The sequence below is a fragment of the Evansella tamaricis genome, assembly GCF_019042215.1.
In the GTDB taxonomy this organism is placed as follows: domain Bacteria; phylum Bacillota; class Bacilli; order Bacillales; family Salisediminibacteriaceae; genus Evansella; species Evansella tamaricis.
Genome location: NZ_JAHQCS010000055.1, coordinates 1 through 26,945 on the forward strand (window position 1 = coordinate 1; position 26,945 = coordinate 26,945).

Sequence of the window (26,945 nt, forward strand, 5' to 3'; positions counted from 1 at the left end):
GGTTCAAAAACCCGAGGTTCAATCCGTGAGCATGAGGGAGCATGAGGGAGCCTGAACCAGGGAAAAATGAACCAGGTTCAGGTGAACCTGGTTTAAACCCCTCACCCCACCTCGCCAAACCCCACCCAAACCCAACTACCAACTTCACACCCTACCAATCCCACCAATACCACCAATCCCACCAATACCACCAATCCCACAATCTCCAGCAATTCCCCTATTTCCCGGTCATATCCATTACGAGACTATCTAATTCCTCCATCTGACTTTTAATAGATTCCGTCGTATGTCTGAAGTTTTCAAATGTAGCTAATTGTTCTTGTGATGCAGCTGAAATATTTTCTGTACTATCTTTATATTGTTCGGAAACTTTCGTCATGGAATCGATGGCCTCTTTTAATTGGTTTACAAGATGGACAATTGATTGGGATTTTTCAAATGAACTATTTACATCTTCAGAAACAATAGCCGTATCTTGGACAATTTGATCAAACAGTTTACCAGTAGAGCTAATTTGATGAAGACCTTCTTTTACTTGCTCATTTGTTGTTAACATGACTTCATCTGTTTTTCGAGTATCTGTCATTAATTCTTGCAATATTCCAGAGATCCGGTTCGCATATTGCGAGGACTGGTCAGCCAGTTTTCGAACCTCGTCGGCTACAACGGCAAATCCCCTGCCAGCTTCTCCGGCCCGTGCAGCTTCAATTGCAGCATTTAATGCTAATAGATTTGTTTGCTCCGCAATGTCTGACATGTAGCCAATCGTTTGTTGAATTTCTGTAGACCTATTTCCAAGTTGAGAGACAACCTCATTCATTTGTTGGACGGCATTCGAAATGCCGCGAATTTGTTCTGTCGTATTTTCCATACTTTCTTTTCCCGATTCTGCTAAGGATAGAGTATGGGTTGATGACTTCTTAGACCTACTAGTTTGTGCTGATATATCTTCTACAGCCTGAAAAACATCGTCAATGGATTGATGACTTTGATTTGCATACTGAAGCTGATCATTTGCGCCTCCAATCATTTCTTGAATGGAACCAACAATTTCTTCTGTTGCCGCAACAGATTCTTTGGAACCTGTTTCCAAGTGTGTTAGGTTTGCAAGTACTTGTTTGGAGGTCTCTTGTAATCGTGTTTTTAACTGATTTATTAATGATGTCTGTTTCGCATTGCGAAGTGTAACTTCTTTACGATATTTTTGCCGAGAAATAATTTGCACCACGATGATGGAACTAGTCATAATTAAGAAAAATGCATGAATTAGCAATAATAGAAAAGAATACTGATCGGTTCCAGTAATTAATTCAGGTGCCAAGAAAAATCCGCCTAAGTGTTGTATAGCGAAAATAACTGTGCTTAAAACAATCAAACGTATATTCTCAAAAAATGCTAAGGTGGCAATGACCATGAAAATGGAAAAATGGTATTCCACAAGCCCGTCTCCACTTGCAATTATTGAAATGCTACCAAAGGTCACTGATAACGTAACAATGATTGGAATAAAAGGATGGCTCTTGTTTTTGAGATAAAATAGAAGGGCAATTCCAAACAATATAATAGGCAATATAAGGAGAATAAGGACGGAATAAACCCAATCCCCTGTACCATGATGATGCAGGACGTAATTAACATTTTTAAAAATATGAAAATGCTGGTGTAAAAGATAAACAACAACTGATAATAAGGATAAAATTGCTGTAAATACTAGCATGATACTATTTTTTCTATCTTCCATTTAACTTCCCCCTTCGCTTTTGTTTGTTTTATGGATTCTTTCAGTGTGTAAGGGAATGAGTACGAATAAGTATTCATCGCCCGATTTTGTTCAATTTTTTAATAATATATTTACTACTATTGTAAAAGATATAGAGGGTGTGGAGCAACGACAAAACTCGACAAACCCTTTAATATGTCAGATTATATAATAAAGGCCTAGACAATTGTCTAGAATTAAAGTAAGGAAGTGGGAACTGGTAGACTATTCTTTCCAATGTACCGCTAAGGGAATACAGAAAATAGGTGCGGAAAGCTCACCTGTTACACTGGAAAATCAGGTTGCGTTGTCCTATTTTTCATGATATATTCTAAGAAGGTTTATGTACGTATGGAGGTGTAGAGTTTGCTAACATTTGTGTCAATTTTACTTGTTATTGTTTCCATTTTACTAATCACAGTTGTCGTATTGCAATCTGGGCGTAGTGCTGGTCTTTCAGGTGCTATCTCCGGTGGAGCAGAGCAATTAGTTGGAAAGCAGAAAGCCCGCGGTGTGGAAGCTGTTTTAGTTAAAGCGACCGTAGTTTTAGGGGTGCTATTCTTCTTACTGACAATCTTAGTTGCATTCTTTATGTAATTAAAAACCAAAAAACACACAGCAGCAGGCATAACGCTTGCTGTTTTTTGTTATATAGAATAAGAATAAAAAAACGGCTCTATGCTGTATGTGGTGGTGTAGAAACTGGAAATTTCTACACCACCACATTTGAAATAGAGTCAAAAAACATTTGATGGACAACTAATGAATTAAACAAAAGCCATGGTAAGGAAGAATTTTTCGACTTAATTTGTGTCTTTTTTGGAATAATGACTTTTCTAACGTATATTTTTAAAGGAAGTTTGCAGGAAAAAATAGGTCAATGTGGAATACTGAAGATTGGAAAGCGATTTCGTAAAGGATATATCGAAAAGAATAATTCGAAAAGAATAATTCGAAAAGGATACTTCGTAAAGGATATATCGAAAAGGATATGGGGGAAAACATGAACACTTATGACAACTTTAATCTGGCAATTTACTGTACAGCATCCTGTTTAGATAGCAGTTTTGAGCAGATCGAACAGGAGTTAGCTTTTTTCGAAAAGCACCTAAAGGTCTCAAAAGTATATATTGAAAGTCATCGAGGTGACGTCACGTTAAGTAAGGATCGTTTACAGGAATTAAAGAAGTTTTTTAACGGACGTGGGATAGAAGTAGCTGGTGGAATTACCCCAACTCTGGGGGAAAAGTATCGCCAGGGGTATAACCGATTGTTCGGGGGGATTTGTTATACAGACAATGATTCAAGGTCTAAGTTTAAAGAAGTGGTGGAAGTTACAGCCTCTGTTTTTGATGAAATTATATTAGATGATTTTTTCTTCACTAATTGTGGGTGTGACGATTGTTTATCTCAAAAGGGAGACCGATCATGGGAGGAATTCCGACTAGATTTAATGAAGGAAGTCTCTTGTAATCTGGTGGTAAACCCAGCAAAAGCGGTGAACCCTAATGTGAAAATGGTCATTAAGTATCCTAACTGGAATGAATCCTATACTTTCTCCGGCTATAATACGAAGGAGCAGCCACAGATTTTTGATGGCGTTTACACCGGGACGGAAACAAGAGACCCGGCCATTAGTCAGCAACACCTTCCACGTTATGCCTCATTTTCTTTAATGACATGGATGGAGAACATGTCTCCTGGAAAAAATGGTGGGGGTTGGTTTGACAGTCTCGATTGTACATATATTGACTATTATTTGGAGCAGGCTAATTTAACCGTTTTCGGAAAAGCAAAGGAACTTACCTTATTTTGTTATTCCATATTGAAAGATAGTAATTATATCCCGGCACTAGGGTTTCAATTGGACAAACTCGATCTTATTGCAGGGGAACTAGGAAATCCATTAGGTGTATCGGTATATCAGCCCCATTACGGGAAAGGGGAGGATCACATCTATGACTATTTAGGTATGATGGGTATTCCGATGGTATTGACACCGGAGTTCTCAAGTGGAGGAAATGAACCTATTTTCCTTTCTGCTAGTGCAGGAGGCGATGACAAGATCATTGATAAAATGAAAACGTATTTGAAGAATGGCGGTCATATCATTATGACTTCTGGGTTCGTGGAAAAAATGGAAGGAAAAGGAATAGAGGAATTCACATCTTTACGGTCTACTGGAAAAAAGCTGTCCGTTCGAGAATTCGGTATTGATACAGCAAGTTGTACTTTTGACGATTTTTCCTATTCATCTGAAGCCATTGTATACCCTGTTTTTGACTATCGTACAAATAGTACTTGGCAATCAGTTGTTGCTTTCCAAAGTCAAAATAATATTCCAGTACTCATGTATGATAACTATAGCAGGGGAAAAGTGACAACTATTATTATCCCCGATAACTACAGTCAACTTTGGAAGTTACCACATCAGGTTGTTACCAAAATACGTAGCTGTTTTAACTCATCCATCATCTCGTATGAGGTGGATGGTCCGGGAAACATTGGCTTTTTTCTGTATGATAACGATAAGTTCATTCTTGAAACTTTCACTTCCAGACCAGAGAATTGGGAAGTAAAGTTGCCCAAAGGGAAAAAATTAGTTGTTATTGACAAATGGGGGATACATTCGGTTATTCCAATAACTTACCATGAAAAAGACGAAACTAAGGTTTATGAAATAAAATTAGCCCCTTCGGATTTCCGATTATTTCAAGTTATTGATCTAAATTAACATATATGTTTATAAACAAGATGAAAGAGGATGGTAAATGACATCCTCTTTTCCTTGATCTAATCACTTGGGTTTCTACGGCTTGGGAATTTTAAATGATGTTTTTCGTCCAATAAATTTTTATGGAAAAGCAATCGGTCTGAAGCATGTTAAAAGATGTTCATATAGGGAATAAAGATAATAGTATGCTCATTCGTGACTTGATGAGCAATGTACGTGACAGAGTTTTTTGCATTAACTATGATTAGAGAAGAATTTATTAAGTCAGAAAGGTGATGGATTCAATGATCGGTTGTTTATGCCTGCACGGTTTTTCAGGAACACCAAAAGAAATTGAGGCAATCACCTCCCATTTGGAAAAAAAACAGTGGCTTGTCTATTCTCCCACGTTACCTGGCCATGGGACGAAGGAAGGTTTAAGAGGTGTAACGTATAAACATTGGATCTATGCGGCCACAGTGGCCGTGGAAGAGCTTATAAAACGATGCGAAAAAGTGTATGTGATTGGATTTTCCATGGGGGGAATGATTGCAAGTTATATTGCATCTAAGTACCCGGTGGAAAAACTGGTTCTTATCAGTTCTGCTGCGTTTTATATTAATCCGAAACAGCTTGTTCAAGATGTGGCAGGATGGGTGCTCGAAGGCCTCCGCGGAGAACTAGACGATGATAAATTATATCAATTTTATATGCAGAAAGTGAAAGAGACACCGATCGTAGCGACGAAGGAGTTTTCTCTTATGGTTCGGAAACTCCGGGCCCATTTGAAAAATGTGAAAGTTCCTACTCTTATTATTCAAGGGGAGAGCGATGGATTAGTACCAAAAAAGAGTGCTGAATTTATTTATGAACAAATCCAATCGGAAGAAAAGCGTGTCTATTATTTTCCAAAGGCCAAGCATTATATTTGGTTTGGGGAAGATAAAGAACCATTATTAGAGAGAATAGATGAGTTTTTAACGGACGACAATAAAGGAAATACGCAAAAAAGCAGTTAATGCTTGGAGAAAACGAAGCGTTTTGGAGTAAGGAGATTACTATATGAAGATTAAACAGCCACAACCTTTTACATTTAAGGGAGGAGATCGGGGACTACTCCTCCTTCATGGATTTACAGGGAATTCCTCTGATTGCCGAATGCTTGGGAGATTCCTGGAAAAAAAGGGATATACATGCCACGCACCGCAATATAAAGGCCACGCAGTTCCTCCAGAAAATCTGGTGAAGTATGGTCCAGAGGATTGGTGGGAAGATGTTCTCGAAGGGTATAATCATTTAAAAGAACTCGGTCATGAGGAGATTGCTGTGGCAGGACTTTCCCTTGGTGGCGTATTTTCCTTAAAACTAGGGTACACACTACCAGTAAAGGGAATTATCCCAATGTGTGCACCAATGTTTATTAAAAGTGAAGAAGTCATGTACGAAGGTGTTCTGGAATATGCCAGAGAATATAAAAAACACGAGAAAAAACCGGAAGACGAGATTGAAGCGGAGATGGAAGAATTCCGCAAAGCGCCTATGGGGACATTGAAGTTGTTACAAGGACTGATTGAAGAAGTGCGAGGTAATGTGGACATGATTTACACGCCAACATTTGTCGTTCAGGCTAGACATGACAAGATGATCAATCCCGATAGCGCCAAGATTATTTATGATTCCGTGGAGACAGAAAAAAAGAAGTTGAAATGGTATGAAGAATCAGGTCATGTTATTACTTTGGATAAGGAAAAGGATCAGTTACATGAGGATGTTTATGAATTTTTAGAGAGCTTAGATTGGAATGATAATTAATTTTTTTTCCTTAGTATTAAGGCTATGGATGATGTTAATATAGTGCTGATTGTAGCAAACGTCCTGAAGCGAAAAATTAACAGCAAAATATAACAGAGCCTTTATAAATGGAATTGAATAATAATGAAAGAAATGATTTTTTTACGAAAGGAGCGGTATTTAAATGATAGAAATGACGAAAGAACGTCTGCTTACATATATGAAGGAAGAAGCAGAGAAACCTCTCTCCATCAGTGAGTTAGAGGATATTATCGGTCTCACAGACTCCAGTCAATTTAAAGAGTTTGTGAAACTGTTAAACGAACTGGAAGAAGAAGGGCATATTGTTCGAACTAGAAGTAATCGTTATGGAATACCTGAAAAAATGAGTCTCATGCGTGGAGAAGTTATCATGCATCCGAAAGGGTTTGCCTTTATAAAAACGGATGACGATGACCATAACGATATTTATGTTGCCGGTGCAGAAATGAACGGAGCGATGAACAAAGACAAGGTTCTCGTTCGACTCCACCCCACTTCTACAGGAGCAAGGCCGGAGGGAGCGATCATTCGGATTCTTGAGCGTGGTGTGAAAACTACTGTGGGAACATATGTGGACGATAAGCACTATGGTTTTGTTATAACCGATGATAAACGGATTCCAAATGATATATTTATTCCGAAAGGGCAGGAAGGCAGTGCCGTTGACGGTCATAAAGTGTTAGTGGAGATCCTTAAATATCCGGAAGGACGGATGAGTGCTGAGGGTCGTGTTTTGGAAGTGCTTGGTCATAAGAACGACCCAGGTGTGGATATACTGTCGGTCATTTATAAACACGGTCTGCCATTGGAATTCCCACAGGAAGCCCTCGATCACGCTAATAAGGTGCCGGATGAAATTGACCCTAGTGAATTAGAGAACCGGAGAGATCTTCGTGATGAGACGATCGTGACGATAGATGGTGCCGATGCGAAAGACCTGGATGATGCAGTGCAGGTGAAAAAACTGGAAAACGGAAATTATTTATTAGGGGTTCATATTGCAGATGTCTCTTATTATGTAAAAGAAGGATCTCCAATCGATAAGGAGGCAGCGGAACGGGCAACAAGTTGTTATTTAGTGGACAGGGTTATACCAATGATTCCCCATAGGTTGTCCAATGGTATTTGTTCCTTGAACCCGCAGGTCGACCGATTGACCTTGTCATGTGAAATGGAAATTAATTCGAAAGGGGAAGTGGTGAATCACGAAATCTTCCAAAGTGTCATTCATACGACCGAACGGATGACGTATCGTGATGTCCGTGATATTCTTCATGAATCTGATGAAGAAGTGATGAAGCGGTATGAATCACTAATCCCATTTTTTAAACAGATGGAAGAGCTTGCGGAAATTTTACGTCAGAAGCGCATGGGCCGCGGTGCCATTGATTTTGATTTCAAAGAAGCAAAAGTGTTGGTAAACGAAGAAGGTACACCAACTGATGTGGTCATGCGGGAGCGTTCGGTGGCAGAGAGACTAATTGAAGAATTTATGCTTTGTGCCAATGAAACAGTGGCAGAGCATTTCCATTGGATGAAAGTTCCGTTTATGTACCGTATCCATGAGGATCCCGATGAAGAGAAACTTAACAAGTTTTTAGAGTTTATTACGAACTTTGGTTATGTGGTGAAAGGTGCAGCCAATACGGTTCATCCCCGTGCCTTGCAGGAATTGCTGGAGCAGGTCAAAGGGGAACCGGAGGAGGCGGTCATCAGTACCGTTATGTTAAGATCCATGAAGCAGGCCAAATATGATCCGGAAAGTGTTGGTCACTTCGGTCTTTCTGCTGACTTTTATACCCACTTCACTTCACCAATCCGACGTTATCCGGACTTGATCGTACACCGATTGATCCGAACGTACTTAATTGAAGGCAAGACGGATGATGAGACGGTGGAAAAATGGAATGAGAAACTTGGGGACATCGCGAGACACTCCTCTGAAATGGAAAGACGGGCGGAGGATGCAAGTAGGGAAACGGATGAACTGAAGAAAGTTCAATTTATGGAAGATAAAGTGGGACAAGAATTTGAAGGTGTCATCAGTGGTGTCACGAATTTTGGGTTGTTTGTGGAACTCCAAAATACGATTGAAGGTCTTGTTCATGTTAGTTATCTAACCGACGATTATTATCACTATAATGAGCAACAGTATGCCATGATTGGGGAACGAACGGGGAATGTGTTTCGAATCGGAGATGAGATTGAGGTTAGATTGATTAATGTTAATGTGGAAGAGCGTTCCATCGACTTTGAAGTAGTAGGCATGAAGGCACGTAAGGAGCGGAAACTTGACCGTCCCCGTGTTATTGAAGGTGGTAGTCGCCCATCCAGGAAAAAACGAGGTGCTGGTGATAGTAAGGAAGGTAAAGGCCGACGAGGTCGAGGTGGTATACAACTTGGGGCAAAACCACCGGAAGGAAAAGGTAGCGACAAAAAGGAGAAAAAGGGTAAAAAGAAGAAATTTTACGACAATGCCCCATCGAATAAACGCAAAAAAGGGAAAAAGAAACGAAAAGGCTAAGAAAAACACATTCGTAAAGAGAGTCAGAATTCCCATTGGAGCTTGGGATTCTGGCTTTTTTTATCTTCCATAGGGGAACACCTTCATTTATTGAACAACCACTCTATTTTTGGTATGATAAGGTAATGAGTGTTAAAATAGAAAGGATGCAAAGACGATGGCAACCGAAGGAAAACTCATTGCCCAAAATAAAAAAGCACGGCATGACTTTCATATTGAGGAAACATTCGAAGCGGGAATGGTCCTTACAGGGACAGAGATTAAATCTCTTCGTGGAGGTAAAGGGAATTTGAAGGATTCCTTTGCGAGAGTGAGTAATGGGGAAGTATGGCTGCACAATATGCACATTAGTCCGTATGAACAAGGAAACCGCTATAATCATGACCCGGTGCGAGCTCGAAAGCTTCTTCTCCATAAAAAAGAGATAAATAAATTGATTGGTCAAACTAAAGAAAAAGGCTACACTTTAGTTCCACTAAAGATCTATATAAAAAATGGATTCGCCAAGACATTATTAGGTCTTGGGAAAGGGAAGAAGAAGTACGACAAGCGTGAGGATTTGAAAAAGAAAGATGCGAATCGTGAAATTCAACGGGCCTTTAAAGATCAACAATTAGGCCGATAGAATAAAACTCACATTGGTAATAGAATGGCACTTTGTCTTGTTGTTGGAAAACCAAAGTTCCATTGGCGGAGGTTACCATTTGAACTCTTCGTCTAATATGTTATAATCATAATTACCGTTAAGGTAGACAATTAAATCAAGCGCTAAGCTTTGACTTATTCTATCCGATACGATTTCCTAAGGAAGACTTGCTCTTTTAGAGCAGTCTAGCTTCAGCACCTACAATGAGACACTTCAGAACTTATTGAAGCCAAATAGGGGCTTCTGCTGTCAAGTTCATCCAGTGTTTTCCTTGTTAAGCAAGGTGCTTATGCTTTTCTAACTAGGGGACGTTCTGGATTCGACAGGGGTAGGTCGTGCTTAAGTCGCGAGCCGAGCTGGGTGTCCTCGTATAAAACGCCCATCGCCTATAGTTGGCAAAGAAGAAAACAACTTCGCTTTCGCAGCTTAATAGTTGCTAGCGGTCTCACTTCTTCATCGCCCATGTGAAGCTGTTGGGACTCACTCTAAGTGGGATACGCCTTGCGTCCGCAGCCTGAGGACAATAGGAAGAGATTAATCGGGATAGCTGCACGGAAGCCTGTCTGTTGGCTGAGGTGTCAGCGAAATGCTAATAAACTGACTACGCTCGTAGACGCTTAAGTTACGTTACTCTTGGACGCGGGTTCGATTCCCGCCGTCTCCACCATACATATTATGGTGGTTTTTTTGTTTTTTATTGTGAATTTTTTAAAAATATATCATAGTTAAGAAAAAACAAAATGTGTAAAAGAAATGGTATATTCTTATATGTCATAGATTTAGTTGTTACGAGTTTATTATCACACTTGGGTTAAATAAAGTTTGAATGACAATTGGCGGTGTCTCCATGATTCGTGTACCTTTTTTGAAAAATATTTATTACGGTTGGGTTATCGTTTTTATTGCAGGTTTAGGTGTGTTTTTTTCCGGTCCAGGGCAAACCTATTCCAATGCAGCCTTTATTGATGAATACATAGGGGAATTCGGTTGGTCCCGTTCTGAAGTTTCTGGACTTTATTCTGCTGCCACTCTTACAGCAGGGTTTATTATGATTTTGGTAGGAAGGTTCATTGATAAATTTGGACAGCGGGCGATGATGGTAGCGGTAGGTACATTGTTTGCTGCAGCCTGTTTTTTCAACAGTCTCGTAACGAATATGTGGATGCTTGCCATTGGATTTTTCCTGATCCGACTACTTGGCCAAGGAAGTATGTCCCTTATTCCCAACACGTTAGTGGCCCAATGGTTTGTTAGAAAAAGAGGTGTGGCTTTAAGTTTAATGGCACTAGGAGGTTTCCTCAGTGCCATGTCATTCCCAATCATAAATACATGGTTAATCTCCACATGGGATTGGCAGTTTGCATGGCGTTTCTGGGGGGTTTTACTTATAGTAGTTTTTATCCCGATTGCTTTGTTTGGTGTCCGTAACAAACCGGAAGACGTGGGGTTAATTCCTGATGGGAATCAATCATCCAATGTGGGAGTAAATGGACATTTACTCGGTCAGACGGTTGTGAAAGCAGAGCAGGATTGGACGTTAAAGGAAGCGATGAAAACTCGTGCATTCTGGACCATTCTAATTTGTGTCGGCATACCAGCCATGATAAATACAGGAATCACGTTTCATATTATTTCTATTTTTGGTTCCAATGACTTGCCTCCACAAGTGGCAGCCATGGTATTAAGCTTAATGGCGGTGGTTGGTATTCCTATGACTCTTGTATCAGGGTATCTGACCCAAAAAGTGAAAACAAATTATTTACTTCTTTTTATTTTTATATTGGAAATTATTTTAATTCTGATGTTGCTTGTCACTTCGAACTATATAATGGCTATTATCTTTGGTTTGCTTTGGGGAGTAGCTGGTGGATTTGAAAGAATAGGATTAAATATTATCTGGCCAAATTATTTCGGTAGAAAATATATAGGAAGTATCAATGGATTTGGTGTAACAATGGGAGTTTTGGGATCTGCTTTCGGGCCGTTGCCATTTGGAATGGGATATGATCTTTTCCAAAGTTATACTCCAGTATTACTTGCTATTCTTATTTTTCCCATAGTCGGAGTTTTTTGCTCTTTATTGGCAAAAAAACCTGATAAAGAAAAATTGGGACTGTCTTAATAGGTGGAAGTAGATGGGTAATTTTAGTGATTTATTCATGTGATTCAAGATTTAACATTATTATAGAAGAAGTATTTATAATTTTAAACTGTGAAAGATTAAATAATAATACTCTAGAGATGCTCTCGCAACAGGGAGTTTAATTTCGCTTAATCAACAGGGAACATTAACTACCCTAATGTAATATGGACTTTTGGACATAACGGGAAGAACGTTGAATATATAATAGTAAACAAACTTTTAACGGGGTGATAACAGTTAAGTTACTTGTTTTCTTGACTGGTTTATCGTTACTTGCATTCATTCGGATCAGGTTTAGGGATCAATTTACAGAGCCATATGCATTTAGTAAATTCATGCGCCACGATCATGCTGTGGAAGGGAATAAAGTGGGGAAAGAGATTATCAATTTTAAAAAAGATGGAAGCAGCACTGCAGAACATGATGCTGGCGATGCTGGTTCTGATGGTGGTGGTGAGTAAACTGAATGGTGCCAGGCACTTGTCGAATTCGACAAGTGCCTGGCACTTTTTAGGCGCTTACGCTTTTCTTAATTATCTTGATATGCTAATGTCTTTGGACTACCATAAGGTTAGTCATCAAAATTGTAACGGGAATACTAGAAAAATTAATAGTAGGTGGGGATAAGATGAATAAAGAACAAATCATTGAAAACACGATTGAATTTGTTAAAAATGAATTGGAAGGGGAAGGAAGTGGCCATGACTGGTGGCATATCTACAGAGTAACAGAAGTGACGAAGAAAATTGCTCAAGATGAAAATGCGGATCTTTTTCTTTGTACGATGGCTGCACTTCTACATGATATTGCTGATGAAAAGCTTAATGAAAGTGAAGAAGTGGGAATGCAGAGAGTAAAAGGGTGGCTGGAATCACAGGAAGTGGACAAGGGGGAATTGGAGATTATCATGGAGATTATCTCAACGATTTCGTTTAAAGGGGGGAACGGACCAACACTAACTCGTTTGGAGGCTAAAGTGGTACAGGATGCAGACAGACTGGATGCCATCGGTGCCATCGGAATTGCCCGCTGTTTTATCTACAGTGGTTCCAAAGGCCGTCAAATGTATGACCCAAATGATGTGCCCCGTGAGACAATGACTAAAGAGGAGTATCGTTCCAATAAGGGAGCAGCAATCAACCATTTCTACGAAAAGCTGCTAAAATTGAAGGATTTGATGAATACAGAAACGGGAAAAAGTATGGCACAGGAAAGACATGATTACATGATAAGATTTTTAGAGCAGTTTTTCGAAGAGTGGGACGGGAGAAAATAAAGGGTTAATAATATTCATAAACCATCTCACCTTCCTTGTTAAATGGCAAATCAACTATACTTAATTTACTTAGAGGTGAATATTGAATGGTAAAATCAGTTGTTACTGCCTTTGATGTCTTATCTGAATATTATGCAGATTCAGTGGATAATGGGGCCAGTCCGTATAACTCCCATTATGAAAGACCAGCAATGTTACAGGAAATACCTGAACATCTGGAAGGTTGGAAGGTGTTAGATGCAGGGTGTGCGGCAGGTTGGTATTCCGAGAAATTAACGGAAAGGGGAGCACAGGTGTCTGGAATTGATCTGAGTCCAAAGATGATCGAAGCGGCGAAAAAACGTTTTAACGTCAAAGGGACATTTTTGTGTCATGATATTAGACAAGCCTTACCTTTCAAAGATGATGAATTTGATTTTATCTTAAGTTCTCTGACATTGCATTATATAAAAGACTGGGAACCAACATTTCGAGAATTTCACAGAGTGTTAAAATCAGGTGGATTCATACTCTTTTCAGTACATCATCCATTTATGGATTTTACTTACTTTCAGTGCGAAGACTATTTTGAGAAAAAAAGGATGTCTGATACTTGGAAAAAGGGGGAATGGGAAGTAAAGGTAAATTATTATCGAAGAACTTTACAAGAGTTAATAAAGGACACAACTAAGTTTTTTTCGCTGGACAAACTGGTGGAACCACAGCCTGTGGAAGGGTTTAAGGAAATCCACCCTAAAGCCTATGAGTATTTAATGAAAAATCCCCATTTCGTAATAATTAAAGGATATAAAAAATCATGAACAGGGGAAACACTTTCTAAAAAAAGTATTTATGGAATAAATAAATATTAGGAAGTAGTTTTTTCCTGCTTATTGGTTATATTGTGTAATGGAGGTTTATACAATATGGAAATTTATTTTAAACGGGATTTAACAGGAGATGAAAAAGAAAACATTCGTCAATTAACAGGCTATTATAGAGGAATTGCAATGTTTAAAGGAAAGTCAGTACTTGAAATTGAAAGGAAAGAAGATTTTTCGAAAAAAGAATTTATGGGGACCTTAACATCCATGGATGTACCCATAGAAAACGTAGATGTTTATCGATAACATCTACGTTTTTGAGTCTTCCCAGTTACTATACTTATTATCCGCTCTCTACTTGGACTTCATGGTCCTTCGCTGGTTCCACCAGTGACTTATCTTGCCAAACTTTGCTCCGCCAGCGGAAAAACATAAGAACTGCCCTTATCCACTCATCTAAAATGAGGGCGATCCAGACCCCAATGAGACCATAACCGAAATGAATTCCTAATATATAGGAGAAGGGCACGCTTACTCCCCACATGACAACAATTCCCATGATTACAGGAAATTGAGCATCGCCGGAAGCTCTCAGGGCACTGATGATAACAAGATTAGAAGTTCTACCAGGTTCTAAAATTAATCCGAATAGTAATAAAGTTGTACCTAATGTAATTATATCAGGGTCGCTTGTGAAGAATGAAAAAAGTGTATCCCCTGAAATGGTGATAATAACTGCAACTGCCATCGCAACACCTAAAGCCCACTTTAATCCCCTGTACATTTCACGATATGCAAAATCCATTTTTCCTGCACCAACAAGTTGGCCAATATAGATTTGCATTCCCTTTGACATGGCCATGGAAAAAATAACTAACAACATAAGCAGGTTTTGTGTATATACTCTCGTTGCTAAAGCCGTAGCTCCAAGGATTGTAATAAAAACAGTTATTACTATCTGACTCATGTTATAAGATAAATGTTCTCCTGCTGACGGAATGCCAATTTTCAATATTTTGCTGATATATTCTTTATTTAAAGTGAAAAATTCTTTTATTTTAATTGTAATGTCCACGCGACTAGTCAACATCTTTATTAAAACCAACATAGCAAGCAATCTGGACACGGCTGTTGCAATTGCTACCCCTGTTACTCCAATTTGTGGTGCACCAAAAGCACCGAAAATGAAAACATAATTTCCAACTATATTTAAGACATTCATTCCAAGAGATACGTACATAACATCTTTTGTCAGACCTTTTGCTTGGAGAACGGAAAAAATAGTGAGAACTAATGCTTGGGTAAATAAAGTACCCCCAACAATAATCATGTATATATTAGCGTATTCATAAAGATCTGCTGATAAATTAAACAACGATAGAATAGGATGCCGCAAGAAAACTACGATAGCACTGATTAATAAACCAAATAATAGATTTAAGACAATGGCATTTCCAATTGTGAGACTAGCATCCTTTTGTTTCTTTGCACCGATATATTGAGCGACAACAACACCAGCCCCCATTGCTGTAAAATTAAATAGAACGAATGTAAACATCATTATTTGGTTAACAACACCGATTGATGCAACTGCTTCATCGGAAACAAAGCTAAGCATAAAAACATCGGAAAATTGTAATAGTGCTTGTAAAGATACTTCAATAAAAATTGGCCATGTAATAGCAAATAAAGATAATTGTTTAATTGAGGTTTTGTTTGCTGACGACATATGAAAATCCTCCAAATAAATTTAATGAAGCTTACTCTTGTTTGTTTTTCCGTTGTGAGCTGTTAGAGAAATACTAAAAATTTACTATCTATAATAGTTAAAAATAACTTTTTCAGGTAGGAATTAATCTATTAATTGTTACACAATTTCAAGGAATAAGCTATATTCCTACAAAGGTTCTATTTTTTATTCATCTAATTATTAAATTATTTAGGGTTGTACTTGTTACTTCAATAAAAACTTGTAACTACGCAAAGAGGATTAATGAAAAAACAATAACTAGTTTTATATACAGTTCGGGGGTATGGTATACTTCCTTTTATATAGAAAATCAGGAATCAGGAGGAGAAATGATGAGTACTGGAAATGACTCAAACGTCTCTTTAGCGGTGAATGGTGGAATTGATTTCGGTGCAAAATTGTCTCCAAAACAGCTAATTGCATTAGGTTATTATTTGGATGATGATACTGAAATTGAGTTGACTACTTTTCAGCAATTAATTATTCAAGTATCTGAAGAAAAGGTGGAGGAAGTGAAGAATTCCCTAGAAAAGGTAGGATTACATGTATATAAAGTTGGAAATTATGTTAAAAGCTTAAGGACATGCAACTTTTGTAAAGGCGCTGAGGAAGAAGGAATGCCTACCGCAATGGAATTAAATCGTCGGATAGCGGGACAAGATGTTCCCTTCACATTAAGGCCAGCTTACACAGGATGTCCGAATGCCTGTGGTGAGCCATTAATAAATGATATCGGAGTCATCAAACGTAAAGATCGTTACGACCTGTATGTTGGAGGGAAGGCGAAAGGGGAGGATGCTCGTCCAGGTGTCCTTTTAAAAAGTTCCCTTCAGGACAAGGAGCTATTTACTCTGGTGGATATGGTTCTTGAAGTCTATCGACAAAATGGGAGAAAACGGGAAACATTTTCTAAATTTGTTAGTCGTTATGGTTTAGATAATTTAAAAACATACTGCGACAGAAGTAATTCTATCAATGGGGAAACGAAGAAATGATAATAATATTCTTCCGTTCCGGCGGGAGACTAGTGAGGTAACTCTCTTGTTGGACAACCTTATTCACCGGATAACAAAATAAACTACAGTAAATATGAGGGCTGGAACAAATGTAATAATATAAATCCATGTCAAGAGGATCCATCTACTTTTAGTGTTTTTCTGATAGTTTCTGTCATTTGGACGAAAAGCAATATAAATAGTAGTTACTAAAGCAATGATACAGACAATTCCTGCGATAATGATAAGCGGCATTGTATTCATAAAACCATCTCCCCTTATAATGTGTTCAATATTTCGTCACAATTGAAAAATTTAATTATTATTTTTTTTGTATTTGTGACAAAAAAATCTAGTCCAATTAAAATAGTTGAACTAATTAATGAGAATTGCAGTATACCAGTATGTTAAAAAGATAATAGATAGAAAACTACTAACAAAACAACAGAAAAGTCGAGGACGGAAATAGGTATATAAGACTATTAAAATGCAAAAATTGTAAAAAGTAACGAAGAAATTGTCTATCTCGAAATATAATTGTAACATTAGTATTACATCTATGTCATTTAGTGGTGATATACTTCTATTTGTTAAGGCAATTTACTAGAATAAAAATAGCTATCAGAGTTCTATAAGTGGATGAAGCAAAAAATACATAGAATGCTGAAAAATTTGATAGGAATGGAAAGCGAGGGAAGATTGTGCTAAGAAGAAAAGTATTTATTCTAAGTACAGTAGTTGTAATGGGTTTAAGTAGTTTTGCAGTGGTGCCTCCAGTTTCTGCTGAACGCATTAGTGATTTAGAAAGAGAACAGGCACAAATTCAGGAGGAAAGGTCTGCACTTAAATCTGATCTATCAGAATTAGAAGAAAAGCTTGCAGAAGTAATGACTGAATTAGAAGAAATTACTGAACAAATTCAACGACTCGAAGAAGCCATCGAAGATAATAAGATTGTGATGGAAGAAACAGCAGAAGAAATCTCTATAGCAGAAGCGGAAATTGAAGTACTTCAAGGAGAAATTGACATCCTTCAAGCTGATGTTGATAAAAGATTTGAATTACTAAAAGACCGTGCAGCGTCCTATCAAAAGAGTGGCGGGAACATTAACTATATCGAAGTTATTTTTGGAGCAAGAAGTTTTGGTGATTTTATTGAGCGCGTAATTGCGATTGCAACAATTGCTAGAGCGGACAATGAATTCATTGAGCAATTAGAAGCAAACATCTTTGAAATTGAAGAAAAACAAGCTGTGGTGGAAGAAAAACTCGATGAACTTCAAGCATTAAATACAGAACTTGAAGGGATGCACCATCATTTAATGGATCAGCAAGAATTAAATGATGAATTACGAGAAGAATTAAAGCAGAAAGAAAAGAAAAATAAAGAGTTAATGGATGAATTGAAGGCAGAAGACAGTGACTTAGCTGCAAGAGAAGCTCAAATTAGAAGAACTATTGACGAACGACGTGCTGCGGAACGAGCTGCAAGAGCGGCAGCAACACAAACTACATCAAGCAATTCAACAACAGCAGTTGCTAGCACTTCTTCATCTGGGCAAACATTCAGTGGCAATGTAGGTACGGTAATTAATGCCGGTAACCGTTACATCGGAAATTCAGTGTATGTTTTCGGTGGTGGAAGAAATGCCTATGATATTGCAAATGGACGATTTGATTGTTCGGCATTTACTCGTTGGGCATTTTCACAGGCTGGTATTACATTAGGATACAACACAGATGCTCAAGCTCGTCAAGGTAGACAAGTTCCCGCTAGTGAAATGAGACCTGGTGACTTAGTATTCTTTGATACTTACAAAAGAAATGGTCATGTTGGAATCTACATTGGAAATGGACAATTCATCGGTTCCCAAAGTTCCACTGGAGTAGCGATTGCTAGCATGAACAACTCTTATTATAAGAGGACATTTAAAGGTCACGTACGACGTATAATTGAATAGTAACTACTTCTTAGACGATAAATGTGTTGCGAAAGTTTCCTTTCGCAGCACATTTTTTTTACTTTATAATCCTTTTCCCGCAAAAAATTATTTTAAACTAAAGATCCTTAGAATAAACTAGCAAAAATCCATGTTTTCGGTAGTAGTTATACATGTTTATCTAAATTTTTAGAAGGAAAGACAATGGAGTATCACGAAACTAGTAATACATTAAATACTACATTGGGAGGGATCGGAGATGGAATCAAATAGTCAGGAAGAAGTCAAATCAGGTTATGAGATGCCCATTAAACCAATATTGTCTAAGTTTCTAAGGAACAGAGATGTCAGCCTTGTTTTTGGGGATCCGATTGAAGTGGGAGAAAAAAAGATTGTGCCGGTTTCAAAATCTACATATATGGGTGGAGGTGGAGGGGGTTTCACAGATCGAACGGAAGAATCTCCTCAGGCAGAAGGGGGAGGAGGTGGTGGTAGGATCAGTGTCACTCCGTATGGTGTCTATGAAATATCATCTGAAAAAACTTCTTTCAAACCGGCCATTGATCTTAAATTCCTTTTAATCCTATCCTCTATTTTTACGTTTGGCCTAGTATGGTTATTAATAAAAGCATCGAATTACAATGGGAAATTCAACAAAAAATAAGTCAAAGACTCTTTCCGCAATGGAAGGAGTCTTTTTATGATTAGAGAGTTAAAAAAATGAGTTTAGGTTTTCTTATCTCTGTTTACCTCCCAGCGATGAGTGTTTAATCACGAGTAGGCTACGAGTTGCCCGTAGTGCTTTTCTAATTAAATGACATATAGGAACACAGATAGAAAGTGTGCCAAACTTCCTAACAAGATAAAAATATGAAATATTTCATGGAAACCCATATGCTTAAAAGCTAAAAACTTCGGTTTTGTTGCATAAATAATTCCACCAATTGTATATAATACCCCCCCTACTATCAATAGAAGGATGCCATTGAAATGTAAGACTTCAGAAAGGGGAGAGAAAAAGAAAATCACTACCCAACCCATAGCGATATAGAGTGTAGTGGATAACCACCTCGGACAATGAAACCACACGAGCTTAAATATGACCCCAAATATGGCGAGGCTGCTGATAATTGCGAACAATACCCAACCTGTTACTCCATTTAGACTTATTAGACAAAAAGGAGTATAGGTTCCTGCAATGAGGACATAAATCATGGAATGGTCTACTCGTCGTAAAAATGCTATTACCCGATCTTTGGCTACCACCATGTGATAAGTGGCAGAAGCTGAATAAAGAAGTATCATACTACAGCCAAAGATAATGACGGAGGTAATTGCCAAAATCGAAGGTGAAGATGCGCTTACTTTTATTACCATAGCTAATAATCCGAAAAACGCTAGAATAGCTCCAGCTAAGTGTGTAAAACCGTTTATTGGTTCTCGAATATAAGTATTCATTTTTAAAACTCCTTTATGTTGATAAGTAGTATTTAATACTACATATAATAATATACGCATTACTTGAAGTAGTCAACCGTTTACTGGAAAGAAATTTTATCGTATAATGATTGGAAATAGGAAGAGATCGGAGTTTGTTATTTATGGATAAGATACATCAAATGCTTATGGAGTTAGGCTTGGATACTAATATAAAAATTGATGACATTCCGGATCTTGATTTATATATGGATCAAGTAATTCAACTGTTTGAGAAGAAGTTTGGTGAGGTTAAGCGAAACGATGAAGAGAAAGTATTAACGAAGACAATGATCAATAATTACGCTAAAGGTAAATTGTTTTTTCCCATAACAAACAAAAAGTATTCCAAAGAACATATAATCTTGATAAGTCTGATCTATCAGTTGAAAGGTGCCCTCTCCATTAGTGATATAAAGAAAACGTTAGATGAGGTGAACGAAAAAATAATAAACGGGAACATGGAGTTAGATCCCTTTTATTCAGCATACTTGAACCTTTCTTCAACGAATGCAGCTCAATTTACGACTGATCTAGAAGAACATGTAAAAGAAGTGGAAAAAGAGGTGTCCTCTTTAGAAGATGATGAGAAAGAGCAGCTGGAACATATTTTATTAATTGCATCTCTCGTTAACATGAGTAATTTTTACCGGAGGACAGCGGAAAAACTGGTTGATATGATTAAAGAAAATAAAACAGAAACGAAATAAAAGCCTAACAGTGATGAATTGAAATAAAAAGTGTAGAGCATTATAACTCTATGCTTTTTTGTATTGTAGAGATTGAAATGGAGAATAATAAAGAACCAGATATGACAATTCTTCTTAGCATAGAATTTAGGATCATTTTATGAAAAATAGAGTATATTTCCTTGGATTTAAAATACTTTCCATATTGTTATTACTATACACACAAAGTAAATAGGCGTTATTTTTTTGTACAAGGCTGTTATATTTTGTTGTTGATTTCACTTCAGGATGCTCGGTTCGGGAGCCTCCTCGTCGCTGCGGCCCTGCGGGGTATCCCCTGAACTCGCTTTTCCCGCAGGATTCTCTTGTGCGACGAGTAATCGCAGGAGCAACTCCATACATGCGACGAGTAATCGCAGGAGCAACTCTATACATGCGACGAGTAATCGCAGGAGCAACTCCATACATGCGACGAGTAATCGCAGGAGCAACTCNATACATGCGACGAGTAATCGCAGGAGCAACTCCATACATGCGACGAGTAATCGCAGGAGCAACTCCATACATGCGACGAGTAATCGCAGGAGCAACGAGCAATATCTTCAAGAAGAAACTTCGAGTTGTCTCGACAGATTCGCTTCGAAGAGTTACTAGTAGAGGAAAAGACAGTTTCCTCGCACCTTTCGCACTATATCAAAATCAACATCATACCTTTAACATAACCTTGTACAAAAGTATAAACTTTTTTTATCCATATAGTTGGTAAGGTGGCGATACAATGAATCAATTTACCGGAAGTATTTTTAGTGGAGAAGTATCAACGGAGGAAGATATCTTTTATCTAACACAAGTAAGGAATTTAGCAACACATTCCACATTAACTGAAGCACAATTAGAAAAATTGTATAGCTATTTGTTAACGCAGAGCGAACAAGGATCATGTACGATTACAGTAAATGATCAGATTCCGATCCTTTTAAATAGTATGGAAGTTCAGTCCTTACTTGAGGAATTGGATACCATTTTGGAAAGTCTTTGAAGGAAGTACCAATCATATTTAAGGATGGATGGTAAAAAATAAAATTAAGGAGGTTTGCCACATGGATAAGAAGAATCAAGAACAACGAATGGAAAACGCAAGGAAAGTTGCAGAAAAATCATATCATGTTTTTGACTACACAAGTCATCATGAATCAGATAAAGGTCTTGCCATTACACATGAGCAAGTAAGTGATACGTATATGGAAGGGACAATTGATGGAAAAATTGACCGTTTGAATGATAATGATGAGCTAACGAATCATGAAGGGGAAGAGATTCCAAGAAAAGGGTTTGATGATAATGGCCAGAAGAAATAAAATTTTAGTGCCGGAAGCAAGGGAAGGGTTAGATAGGCTAAAAGCTCAAGTTACTCAAACCACTAATGCTGCAAATACTAAATATGAAGTGGCAGAAGAGAAAGGTATTTCCCTTCAAAAAGGATATAACGGAAATATAAGAGCTAAGGATGCTGGGAAAATTGGTGGAAGTATTGGTGGGAATATGGTTCGGGAACTTGTGAAAATGGGTGAACAACAAATGATGAACCATAGGAAATAATATTGTTTATTAGAAAAAATAGACCCCATGGAATTGATAATAGATACCTTGGGGTCATAAAATCGTGTTTTTCGTTTATTAAAAAAAGTTTTTTGCCATTTTTTCTATTGCAACATTTTTATGTCAAACATAAAGTGTAAAATCAAAAACAAAGTGATCATCATGAATAGTCCCCATGTTAATCCCCATAAGGCTTCTTTCACTTGAACCAGTTCACTATTTTTCTTTACCTTCATCCTGCATTCCTCCATTTTTTTTATATAAATGAAACAGGAGGAGGTACAAACGTACTCTTGTATTTCCTATACATTAGGTGTTCCTTTTGTTTTTGTTTTGAATGGATATCACTGTGTAGTACAAAAACATAACTACGAATTTTAGGGATCCGGATTTTAAGTCTATTTCCAGAATTGTATTGGATGTCATTTTCGAAAGACTCTGGAAAAAATACTCCTTCTATTTTTTCCTGTTGATTTTGATCTAGAAAAAGGGAGTCGCTAACCTTAACTTCATCAGAACTGGAAAGGTAATTCCATAATGAAAAATCCATCAATGGAAAGAGTAATGTAATGACTAACAGTAACCGACTGATCAATGGCGCCACCCCTCTGTTTATCGAAGTTGATTTTATTTTAGAGATATAATGGAACCAAAACAAGTTATTTTTTTATGAATTTTTGCCAAATTTAATAAGTACTAAACTCAGGATAAAATAGTTAGTTCTGTTTAATAGTATAAAAATCATATAATTTACAGAGGCCACTGAAAAAGTTTAAAACCACTTTTACAGTTCCTTTTATTTATATGGCTCTGGCTTCGCTAGTCGCTCGCCTGATAGGAGAAAACTGCTCCTATCAGGCTTTTAAAAGATTGCGACGGCAACGCTTATTGCTTCGAGGGACTGTAAAGTGGAAAAGCACCACTTTTTCGATTCCCTCTAATTTATACGCATGTTATCACAAATCTTTAGGTCTGCTATTATCATAAATATTTTGACTTTTAGAAAAAGTGGTGCTATTATTTTATCAACTTCATATGAATGTAAAAAAGATTTTTTCCTTATCAAGAGAGGTGGAGGGACTGGCCCGACGAAGCCCGGCAACCCGCATGATTTTAAAACAGATCATGTAAGGTGCTAATTCCTGCAAAGCATTATCAGCTTTGGGAGATGAGATTGGTAATGAAACCTTTAAGAAGGTTTTTAATATCAGAACTTATACTACCCTCTGCTGAATGATTAAGCGGGGGGTTTTCTATCTTTGTCTGTCTTAGAAATTCTTTTCATAGGGAGTGTTAAAACCAAGTATGCCGATAAAAAATCTAACATAAAACAATTGACGTTAATGCGTAAAAGTGTTACCATTCTAAATAATTAAAGAGTTAAAATAAAAAACACCAACTACATACAAATTCTCTTATCAAGAGAGGTGGAGGGACTGGCCCGATGAAGCCCGGCAACCAGCTAAGATGCAGATAAATGTGTCTTATGCAAGGTGCCAATTCCTACAGAGTTGTGATGCTCTGAAAGATGAGAGAGATGTTTATTAGAGCTTACATCTCTCTGTCTATTGGCAGGGAGGTTTTTATGTTTTTAACAGGCTATTTTCAAAAAGATCGTTGTTTGTTATAACAATTATTTTGCATAGCTTTGCAATCGGAGTTTACGGAGGTGTAATGGTTGGTTATCACTCATATTGGAAACACAGTAACAGGTAAAGTGACATTGCCAACAGTAACACTGGAATCAGGTATACAACTAAAGAATGTTACACTGGCCTATGAGAAAGCTGGGACGAAACTAGGTGATCCCATACTTATATGTCATGCCCTAACTGGGAATCAACATGCGGTAGGAACGGAGAAGGAGCCAGGTTGGTGGAGAGGATTAATTCATCATGGAGGTCATATTGATTTAAATAAACATCAAGTTATTACATTTAATGTATTAGGTGGATGTAATGGTTCTACAGGGCCCACTTCTCCCGTTTCCGGGGAAGAATCTGGAACCCCTTATAGAACGGACCTTCCTTTTATCAGCGTTCGAGACATGGTGAATACACAAAGACTGGCATTGGAATTACTTGGGATAAAGCATCTTCGAGCAGTTGTAGGTGGTTCATTAGGTGGAATGCAAGTACTGGAATGGGCGATTCTATACCCAGATTTTATTGATCGTATCGTTGTCATGGCAGCGACCTCTGAGTTGAGTGATTATGGAATGGCGTACAATGCCATTGCAAGAAAAGCTATAGTTGAAGACAAGAATTGGAATATGGGATACTACTCTGAAACACAATTCCCATCAAGCGGTCTTGCTATTGCTAGAATGATTGGAATGATAACCTACCGGTCCGACAGATTATTCAATCAGAGGTTTCATCGGGAGGAAAAAGATCCTTGGGGAGGATTCCATAAGGAAGTAGCGTATCAAGTAGAATCTTATTTACTTTATCAAGGAGAAAAATTTACGAAGCGTTTTGATCCAAATAGTTACTTATATTTGTTAAAAGCGATGGACCATCATGATATAGCAAAGGGAAGGGGATCTTTAAAAGATGTCTTGTCCCGTTTTAAAAAGAAAGTTGAACTTGTTGCCTTTGAGGGAGATCTTCTTTACCCGTCAGATGAAGTGAAACGGCTAGGTCAATTGTGGAGAGAAGTTGGAGCAGACGTATCGTTTAACGAAGTGGAAACAGTGTTTGGTCATGATGGTTTCTTAACGGAGTACGAAAAGTGGGGGAACATCGTAAAGGCTGCTGTTGATTAATAGAGTTAAAACTAGGATGGAAGGATAGAAGATTTCCATTCTCATTGTTTAAATAAATAGTTTGTGGAGCCGAATTGCATCAGTCAATGGGAAAAATAAAAAAGAAATTGGAGGAATGACAAGGATGAGTAATCAAGAAGGTTTTGAAACAAAGAACTTAGAGACATTGTTATTACATGGGGGACAGACACCGGATCCGACGACAGGTTCACGGGCTGTTCCAATCTACCAGACTACTTCGTATGTATTTGAAAATACAGAACACGCGGAGAGCCTTTTTTCCTTAAGTGAAACGGGAAATATTTACACAAGAATTATGAACCCTACGGTCGATGTTTTTGAAAAAAGGATGGCTCTATTAGAAGAGGGGGTTGCAGCAGTTGCTACTTCTTCAGGAATGGCTGCCATTGCTTTTTCCATCTTAAACATTGCTCAAGCAGGGGATGAAATAGTTGCAGCCACAAATTTATATGGGGGAACATATAACTTATTTTCCATTACACTTCCAAAGTACGGAATTAATGTGAAGTTTGTGGACCCTACTGATCCGGAAAATTTTAGAACAGCAATCAACGAGAATACGAAGGCTGTTTTTGCAGAAACCATCGGAAACCCTAGCCTTCACGTATTAGATATAGAAGGAATTGCAGATGTGGCACATCAAGCAGGGATCCCGCTTATTATTGACAATACATTTGCTACACCAGTCGTATGTAAGCCACTTACCCATGGAGCAGATATTGTGGTTCACTCAGCGACAAAATGGATTGGTGGTCATGGAACCTCCATTGGTGGTGTCGTTGTGGATGGGGGCAGATTTAACTGGCTCACAGATAAGTTCCCAGGTTTTACAGAACCAGACCGAAGCTACAATGGACTTGTGTATGGGGAAGTTGGACCACCGGCGTTCGCTGTAAAATTCCGTGTTCAATTATTACGTGATTTCGGAGCTTGCATCAGCCCGTTCAATGCATTTCAACTGATTCAAGGTTTAGAAACTTTACACTTGCGGGTGCCACGTCATAATGAGAATGCGTTAAAATTAGCGAAGTACTTAGAGGAACACCCTGCTGTTTCATGGGTTTCTTATCCTGGACTGAAATCCCACCAGTCGCACGAATTTGCTTCGGAATTGTTCCAGAATGGTTTTGGATCTGTTTTAAATTTCGGAATAAAAGGCGGCAGAGAAGCAGGAAGAAAATTAATAGATTCCGTTCAATTATGGTCCCATCTTGCGAATGTGGGCGATGCGAAAAGTCTGATTATCCATCCGGCAACAACGACTCATCAGCAACTTTCAGCAGAAGAAATAAAAGCCACGGGAGTAACAGAAGACTTAGTTCGTCTCTCTGTAGGAATTGAAAATATTGAAGACTTATTTAAGGACTTAGATCAGGCATTAGTGAAAGCTACTGGAGAGGGTCAAGGGGTAAAAAAAAACAACAATTTAGCCACAGATGAGGGAGTTATTCAGTGGGTCCTCTCTAATATAAAAACAGTGGAACATACAGAATTAGGAACTGTTCAGCGTCCAAAAACGTGGGCTGTTGTTGGACTTAGTAGTGATACTTCCCGTCCAAGTTACCGGATCGCGAAAAAATTACAGCAAGAAGGTTATAAAATTATCCCAGTAAATCCAAAGGAATCTAGCGTACTAGGAGAAGTGTCTTATCCAGATTTAAAAAGCATTCCTGTACCAGTAGATATCGTTCAAGTTTTCCGAAAACCAGAGGCGGCAGTGGAAGTGGCGCGGGGTGCTGTGTCCATCAAAGCTAAAGTGTTCTGGCTGCAAGAAGGAATTATATCTGAAGAAGCGGCACAGATTGCCCAAGAAGGTGGATTAGAAGTGGTGCATAATCGCTGTGCATCCAAAGAATTGGATCGTTTAAGGGGAAGAGTTACTTCCTAATAGGAACAATAGAGACTAATGGAACTTTTAAAGACCAATGTGAAAAACCGTTAATCATAGATGGAGGTTGTTCTAAATGGGAAGTCCCCACTAAGAACAACCTTTAACTAATATTTTTATTTA

26 protein-coding genes, 1 other RNA gene and 2 riboswitches are annotated in these 26,945 nt (G+C 38.0%); of the genes, 21 read left to right on the forward strand and 6 right to left on the reverse strand.

Going from position 1 to position 26,945, the window contains the following annotated elements; all coding sequences use genetic code 11:
* Positions 1-217 precede the first annotated feature (217 nt).
* Positions 218-1,741 (reverse strand): methyl-accepting chemotaxis protein, encoded by a 1,524-nt coding sequence (locus KS419_RS04070; RefSeq protein WP_217064804.1) that lies wholly within the window; start codon positions 1,739-1,741, stop codon positions 218-220.
* A 384-nt stretch (positions 1,742-2,125) separates the two neighbouring features.
* On the opposite strand from KS419_RS04070, the gene secG reads away from it, so the two are divergent.
* From secG to KS419_RS04130, 12 genes are all read left to right on the forward strand, one after another.
* Positions 2,126-2,356: a preprotein translocase subunit SecG gene (gene secG / locus KS419_RS04075; protein ID WP_217064805.1), complete on the forward strand. Its 231-nt coding sequence runs from the start codon at positions 2,126-2,128 to the stop codon at positions 2,354-2,356.
* A 406-nt stretch (positions 2,357-2,762) separates the two neighbouring features.
* Entirely contained in the window at positions 2,763-4,493 is a 1,731-nt protein-coding gene (locus KS419_RS04080; RefSeq protein WP_217064806.1) for a permease, read from the forward strand.
* Positions 4,494-4,777: 284 nt separating this feature from the next.
* Positions 4,778-5,491 (forward strand): alpha/beta hydrolase, encoded by a 714-nt coding sequence (locus KS419_RS04085; protein WP_217064807.1) that lies wholly within the window; start codon positions 4,778-4,780, stop codon positions 5,489-5,491.
* 43 nt (positions 5,492-5,534) lie between these two features.
* Complete coding sequence (locus tag KS419_RS04090; RefSeq protein WP_217064808.1) at positions 5,535-6,284, forward strand: alpha/beta hydrolase; 750 nt, start codon at positions 5,535-5,537, stop codon at positions 6,282-6,284.
* A 163-nt stretch (positions 6,285-6,447) separates the two neighbouring features.
* Positions 6,448-8,829 carry a ribonuclease R gene (rnr, locus tag KS419_RS04095; protein WP_217064809.1) on the forward strand — a complete coding sequence of 794 codons (2,382 nt, stop codon included), beginning with the start codon at positions 6,448-6,450 and terminating at the stop codon, positions 8,827-8,829.
* Between the two features lie 157 nt (positions 8,830-8,986).
* On the forward strand, positions 8,987-9,454 hold the full coding sequence (gene smpB / locus KS419_RS04100; protein WP_217064810.1) for an SsrA-binding protein SmpB: 468 nt from the start codon (positions 8,987-8,989) through the stop codon (positions 9,452-9,454).
* 325 nt (positions 9,455-9,779) lie between these two features.
* Positions 9,780-10,142, forward strand: a transfer-messenger RNA (tmRNA) gene (gene ssrA / locus KS419_RS04105).
* 180 nt (positions 10,143-10,322) lie between these two features.
* Positions 10,323-11,597 (forward strand): MFS transporter, encoded by a 1,275-nt coding sequence (locus KS419_RS04110; RefSeq protein ID WP_217064811.1) that lies wholly within the window; start codon positions 10,323-10,325, stop codon positions 11,595-11,597.
* A 275-nt stretch (positions 11,598-11,872) separates the two neighbouring features.
* Positions 11,873-12,079, forward strand: a complete 207-nt coding sequence (locus tag KS419_RS04115; protein ID WP_217064812.1) for a hypothetical protein — start codon at positions 11,873-11,875, stop codon at positions 12,077-12,079.
* A gap of 167 nt (positions 12,080-12,246) precedes the next feature.
* The gene (locus KS419_RS04120; protein WP_217064813.1) at positions 12,247-12,894 is read left to right on the forward strand and encodes an HD domain-containing protein; all 648 of its coding nucleotides are present in this window, start codon (positions 12,247-12,249) and stop codon (positions 12,892-12,894) included.
* A gap of 86 nt (positions 12,895-12,980) precedes the next feature.
* Positions 12,981-13,694: a class I SAM-dependent methyltransferase gene (locus KS419_RS04125; protein WP_217064814.1), complete on the forward strand. Its 714-nt coding sequence runs from the start codon at positions 12,981-12,983 to the stop codon at positions 13,692-13,694.
* 105 nt (positions 13,695-13,799) lie between these two features.
* On the forward strand, positions 13,800-14,003 hold the full coding sequence (locus KS419_RS04130; protein WP_217064815.1) for a hypothetical protein: 204 nt from the start codon (positions 13,800-13,802) through the stop codon (positions 14,001-14,003).
* Between the two features lie 37 nt (positions 14,004-14,040).
* Here KS419_RS04130 and KS419_RS04135 read toward each other — a convergent pair whose 3' ends face one another.
* Positions 14,041-15,426, reverse strand: coding sequence for an MATE family efflux transporter (locus KS419_RS04135; RefSeq protein WP_217064816.1), 1,386 nt, complete (start codon positions 15,424-15,426; stop codon positions 14,041-14,043).
* A 353-nt stretch (positions 15,427-15,779) separates the two neighbouring features.
* Here KS419_RS04135 and KS419_RS04140 point away from each other — a divergent pair, with 353 nt between their 5' ends.
* Complete coding sequence (locus KS419_RS04140) at positions 15,780-16,442, forward strand: NAD(P)/FAD-dependent oxidoreductase (protein ID WP_217064817.1); 663 nt, start codon at positions 15,780-15,782, stop codon at positions 16,440-16,442.
* 63 nt (positions 16,443-16,505) lie between these two features.
* Here the strand turns inward: KS419_RS04140 and KS419_RS04145 are convergent, their stop codons facing one another.
* A complete protein-coding gene (locus KS419_RS04145) occupies positions 16,506-16,706 on the reverse strand; it encodes a hypothetical protein (RefSeq protein WP_217064818.1) in 201 nt (66 codons plus the stop codon).
* Positions 16,707-17,143: 437 nt separating this feature from the next.
* On the opposite strand from KS419_RS04145, the gene KS419_RS25445 reads away from it, so the two are divergent.
* Positions 17,144-18,403 (forward strand): C40 family peptidase, encoded by a 1,260-nt coding sequence (locus KS419_RS25445; protein ID WP_217064819.1) that lies wholly within the window; start codon positions 17,144-17,146, stop codon positions 18,401-18,403.
* 238 nt (positions 18,404-18,641) lie between these two features.
* Entirely contained in the window at positions 18,642-19,046 is a 405-nt protein-coding gene (locus KS419_RS04155) for a spore germination protein GerW family protein (protein ID WP_217064820.1), read from the forward strand.
* Positions 19,047-19,192: 146 nt separating this feature from the next.
* Here the strand turns inward: KS419_RS04155 and trhA are convergent, their stop codons facing one another.
* A complete protein-coding gene (gene trhA, locus KS419_RS04160; protein WP_217064821.1) occupies positions 19,193-19,840 on the reverse strand; it encodes a PAQR family membrane homeostasis protein TrhA in 648 nt (215 codons plus the stop codon).
* A gap of 143 nt (positions 19,841-19,983) precedes the next feature.
* Here trhA and KS419_RS04165 point away from each other — a divergent pair, with 143 nt between their 5' ends.
* The 4 genes from KS419_RS04165 (at position 19,984) to KS419_RS04180 (ending at position 22,146) form a co-directional block, all read left to right on the forward strand.
* Positions 19,984-20,568: a DUF1836 domain-containing protein gene (locus tag KS419_RS04165; protein WP_217064822.1), complete on the forward strand. Its 585-nt coding sequence runs from the start codon at positions 19,984-19,986 to the stop codon at positions 20,566-20,568.
* 757 nt (positions 20,569-21,325) lie between these two features.
* Positions 21,326-21,586 (forward strand): hypothetical protein, encoded by a 261-nt coding sequence (locus tag KS419_RS04170; RefSeq protein WP_217064823.1) that lies wholly within the window; start codon positions 21,326-21,328, stop codon positions 21,584-21,586.
* 61 nt (positions 21,587-21,647) lie between these two features.
* Positions 21,648-21,905, forward strand: coding sequence for a YozQ family protein (locus tag KS419_RS04175; RefSeq protein WP_217064824.1), 258 nt, complete (start codon positions 21,648-21,650; stop codon positions 21,903-21,905).
* Positions 21,889-22,146 carry an alpha/beta-type small acid-soluble spore protein gene (locus tag KS419_RS04180; RefSeq protein ID WP_217064825.1) on the forward strand — a complete coding sequence of 86 codons (258 nt, stop codon included), beginning with the start codon at positions 21,889-21,891 and terminating at the stop codon, positions 22,144-22,146. Before KS419_RS04175 ends, KS419_RS04180 begins: the two co-directional genes overlap by 17 nt.
* Before the next feature lie 104 nt (positions 22,147-22,250).
* Here KS419_RS04180 and KS419_RS25140 read toward each other — a convergent pair whose 3' ends face one another.
* Both KS419_RS25140 and KS419_RS04185 read right to left on the reverse strand, forming a co-directional pair.
* On the reverse strand, positions 22,251-22,382 hold the full coding sequence (locus tag KS419_RS25140) for a hypothetical protein (protein ID WP_281419766.1): 132 nt from the start codon (positions 22,380-22,382) through the stop codon (positions 22,251-22,253).
* Positions 22,383-22,402: 20 nt separating this feature from the next.
* Complete coding sequence (locus KS419_RS04185; protein ID WP_217064826.1) at positions 22,403-22,741, reverse strand: hypothetical protein; 339 nt, start codon at positions 22,739-22,741, stop codon at positions 22,403-22,405.
* 461 nt (positions 22,742-23,202) lie between these two features.
* Positions 23,203-23,321, forward strand: a riboswitch (SAM riboswitch).
* 237 nt (positions 23,322-23,558) lie between these two features.
* Positions 23,559-23,681: riboswitch (SAM riboswitch) on the forward strand.
* Positions 23,682-23,824: 143 nt separating this feature from the next.
* Between KS419_RS04185 and metX the strand changes: the two genes are divergently transcribed.
* Together metX and KS419_RS04195 are read left to right on the forward strand one after the other, a co-directional pair.
* On the forward strand, positions 23,825-24,913 hold the full coding sequence (gene metX, locus KS419_RS04190) for a homoserine O-acetyltransferase MetX (RefSeq protein WP_246593650.1): 1,089 nt from the start codon (positions 23,825-23,827) through the stop codon (positions 24,911-24,913).
* 124 nt (positions 24,914-25,037) lie between these two features.
* The gene (locus tag KS419_RS04195) at positions 25,038-26,822 is read left to right on the forward strand and encodes a PLP-dependent aspartate aminotransferase family protein (protein ID WP_217064827.1); all 1,785 of its coding nucleotides are present in this window, start codon (positions 25,038-25,040) and stop codon (positions 26,820-26,822) included.
* Positions 26,823-26,945 lie beyond the last annotated feature (123 nt).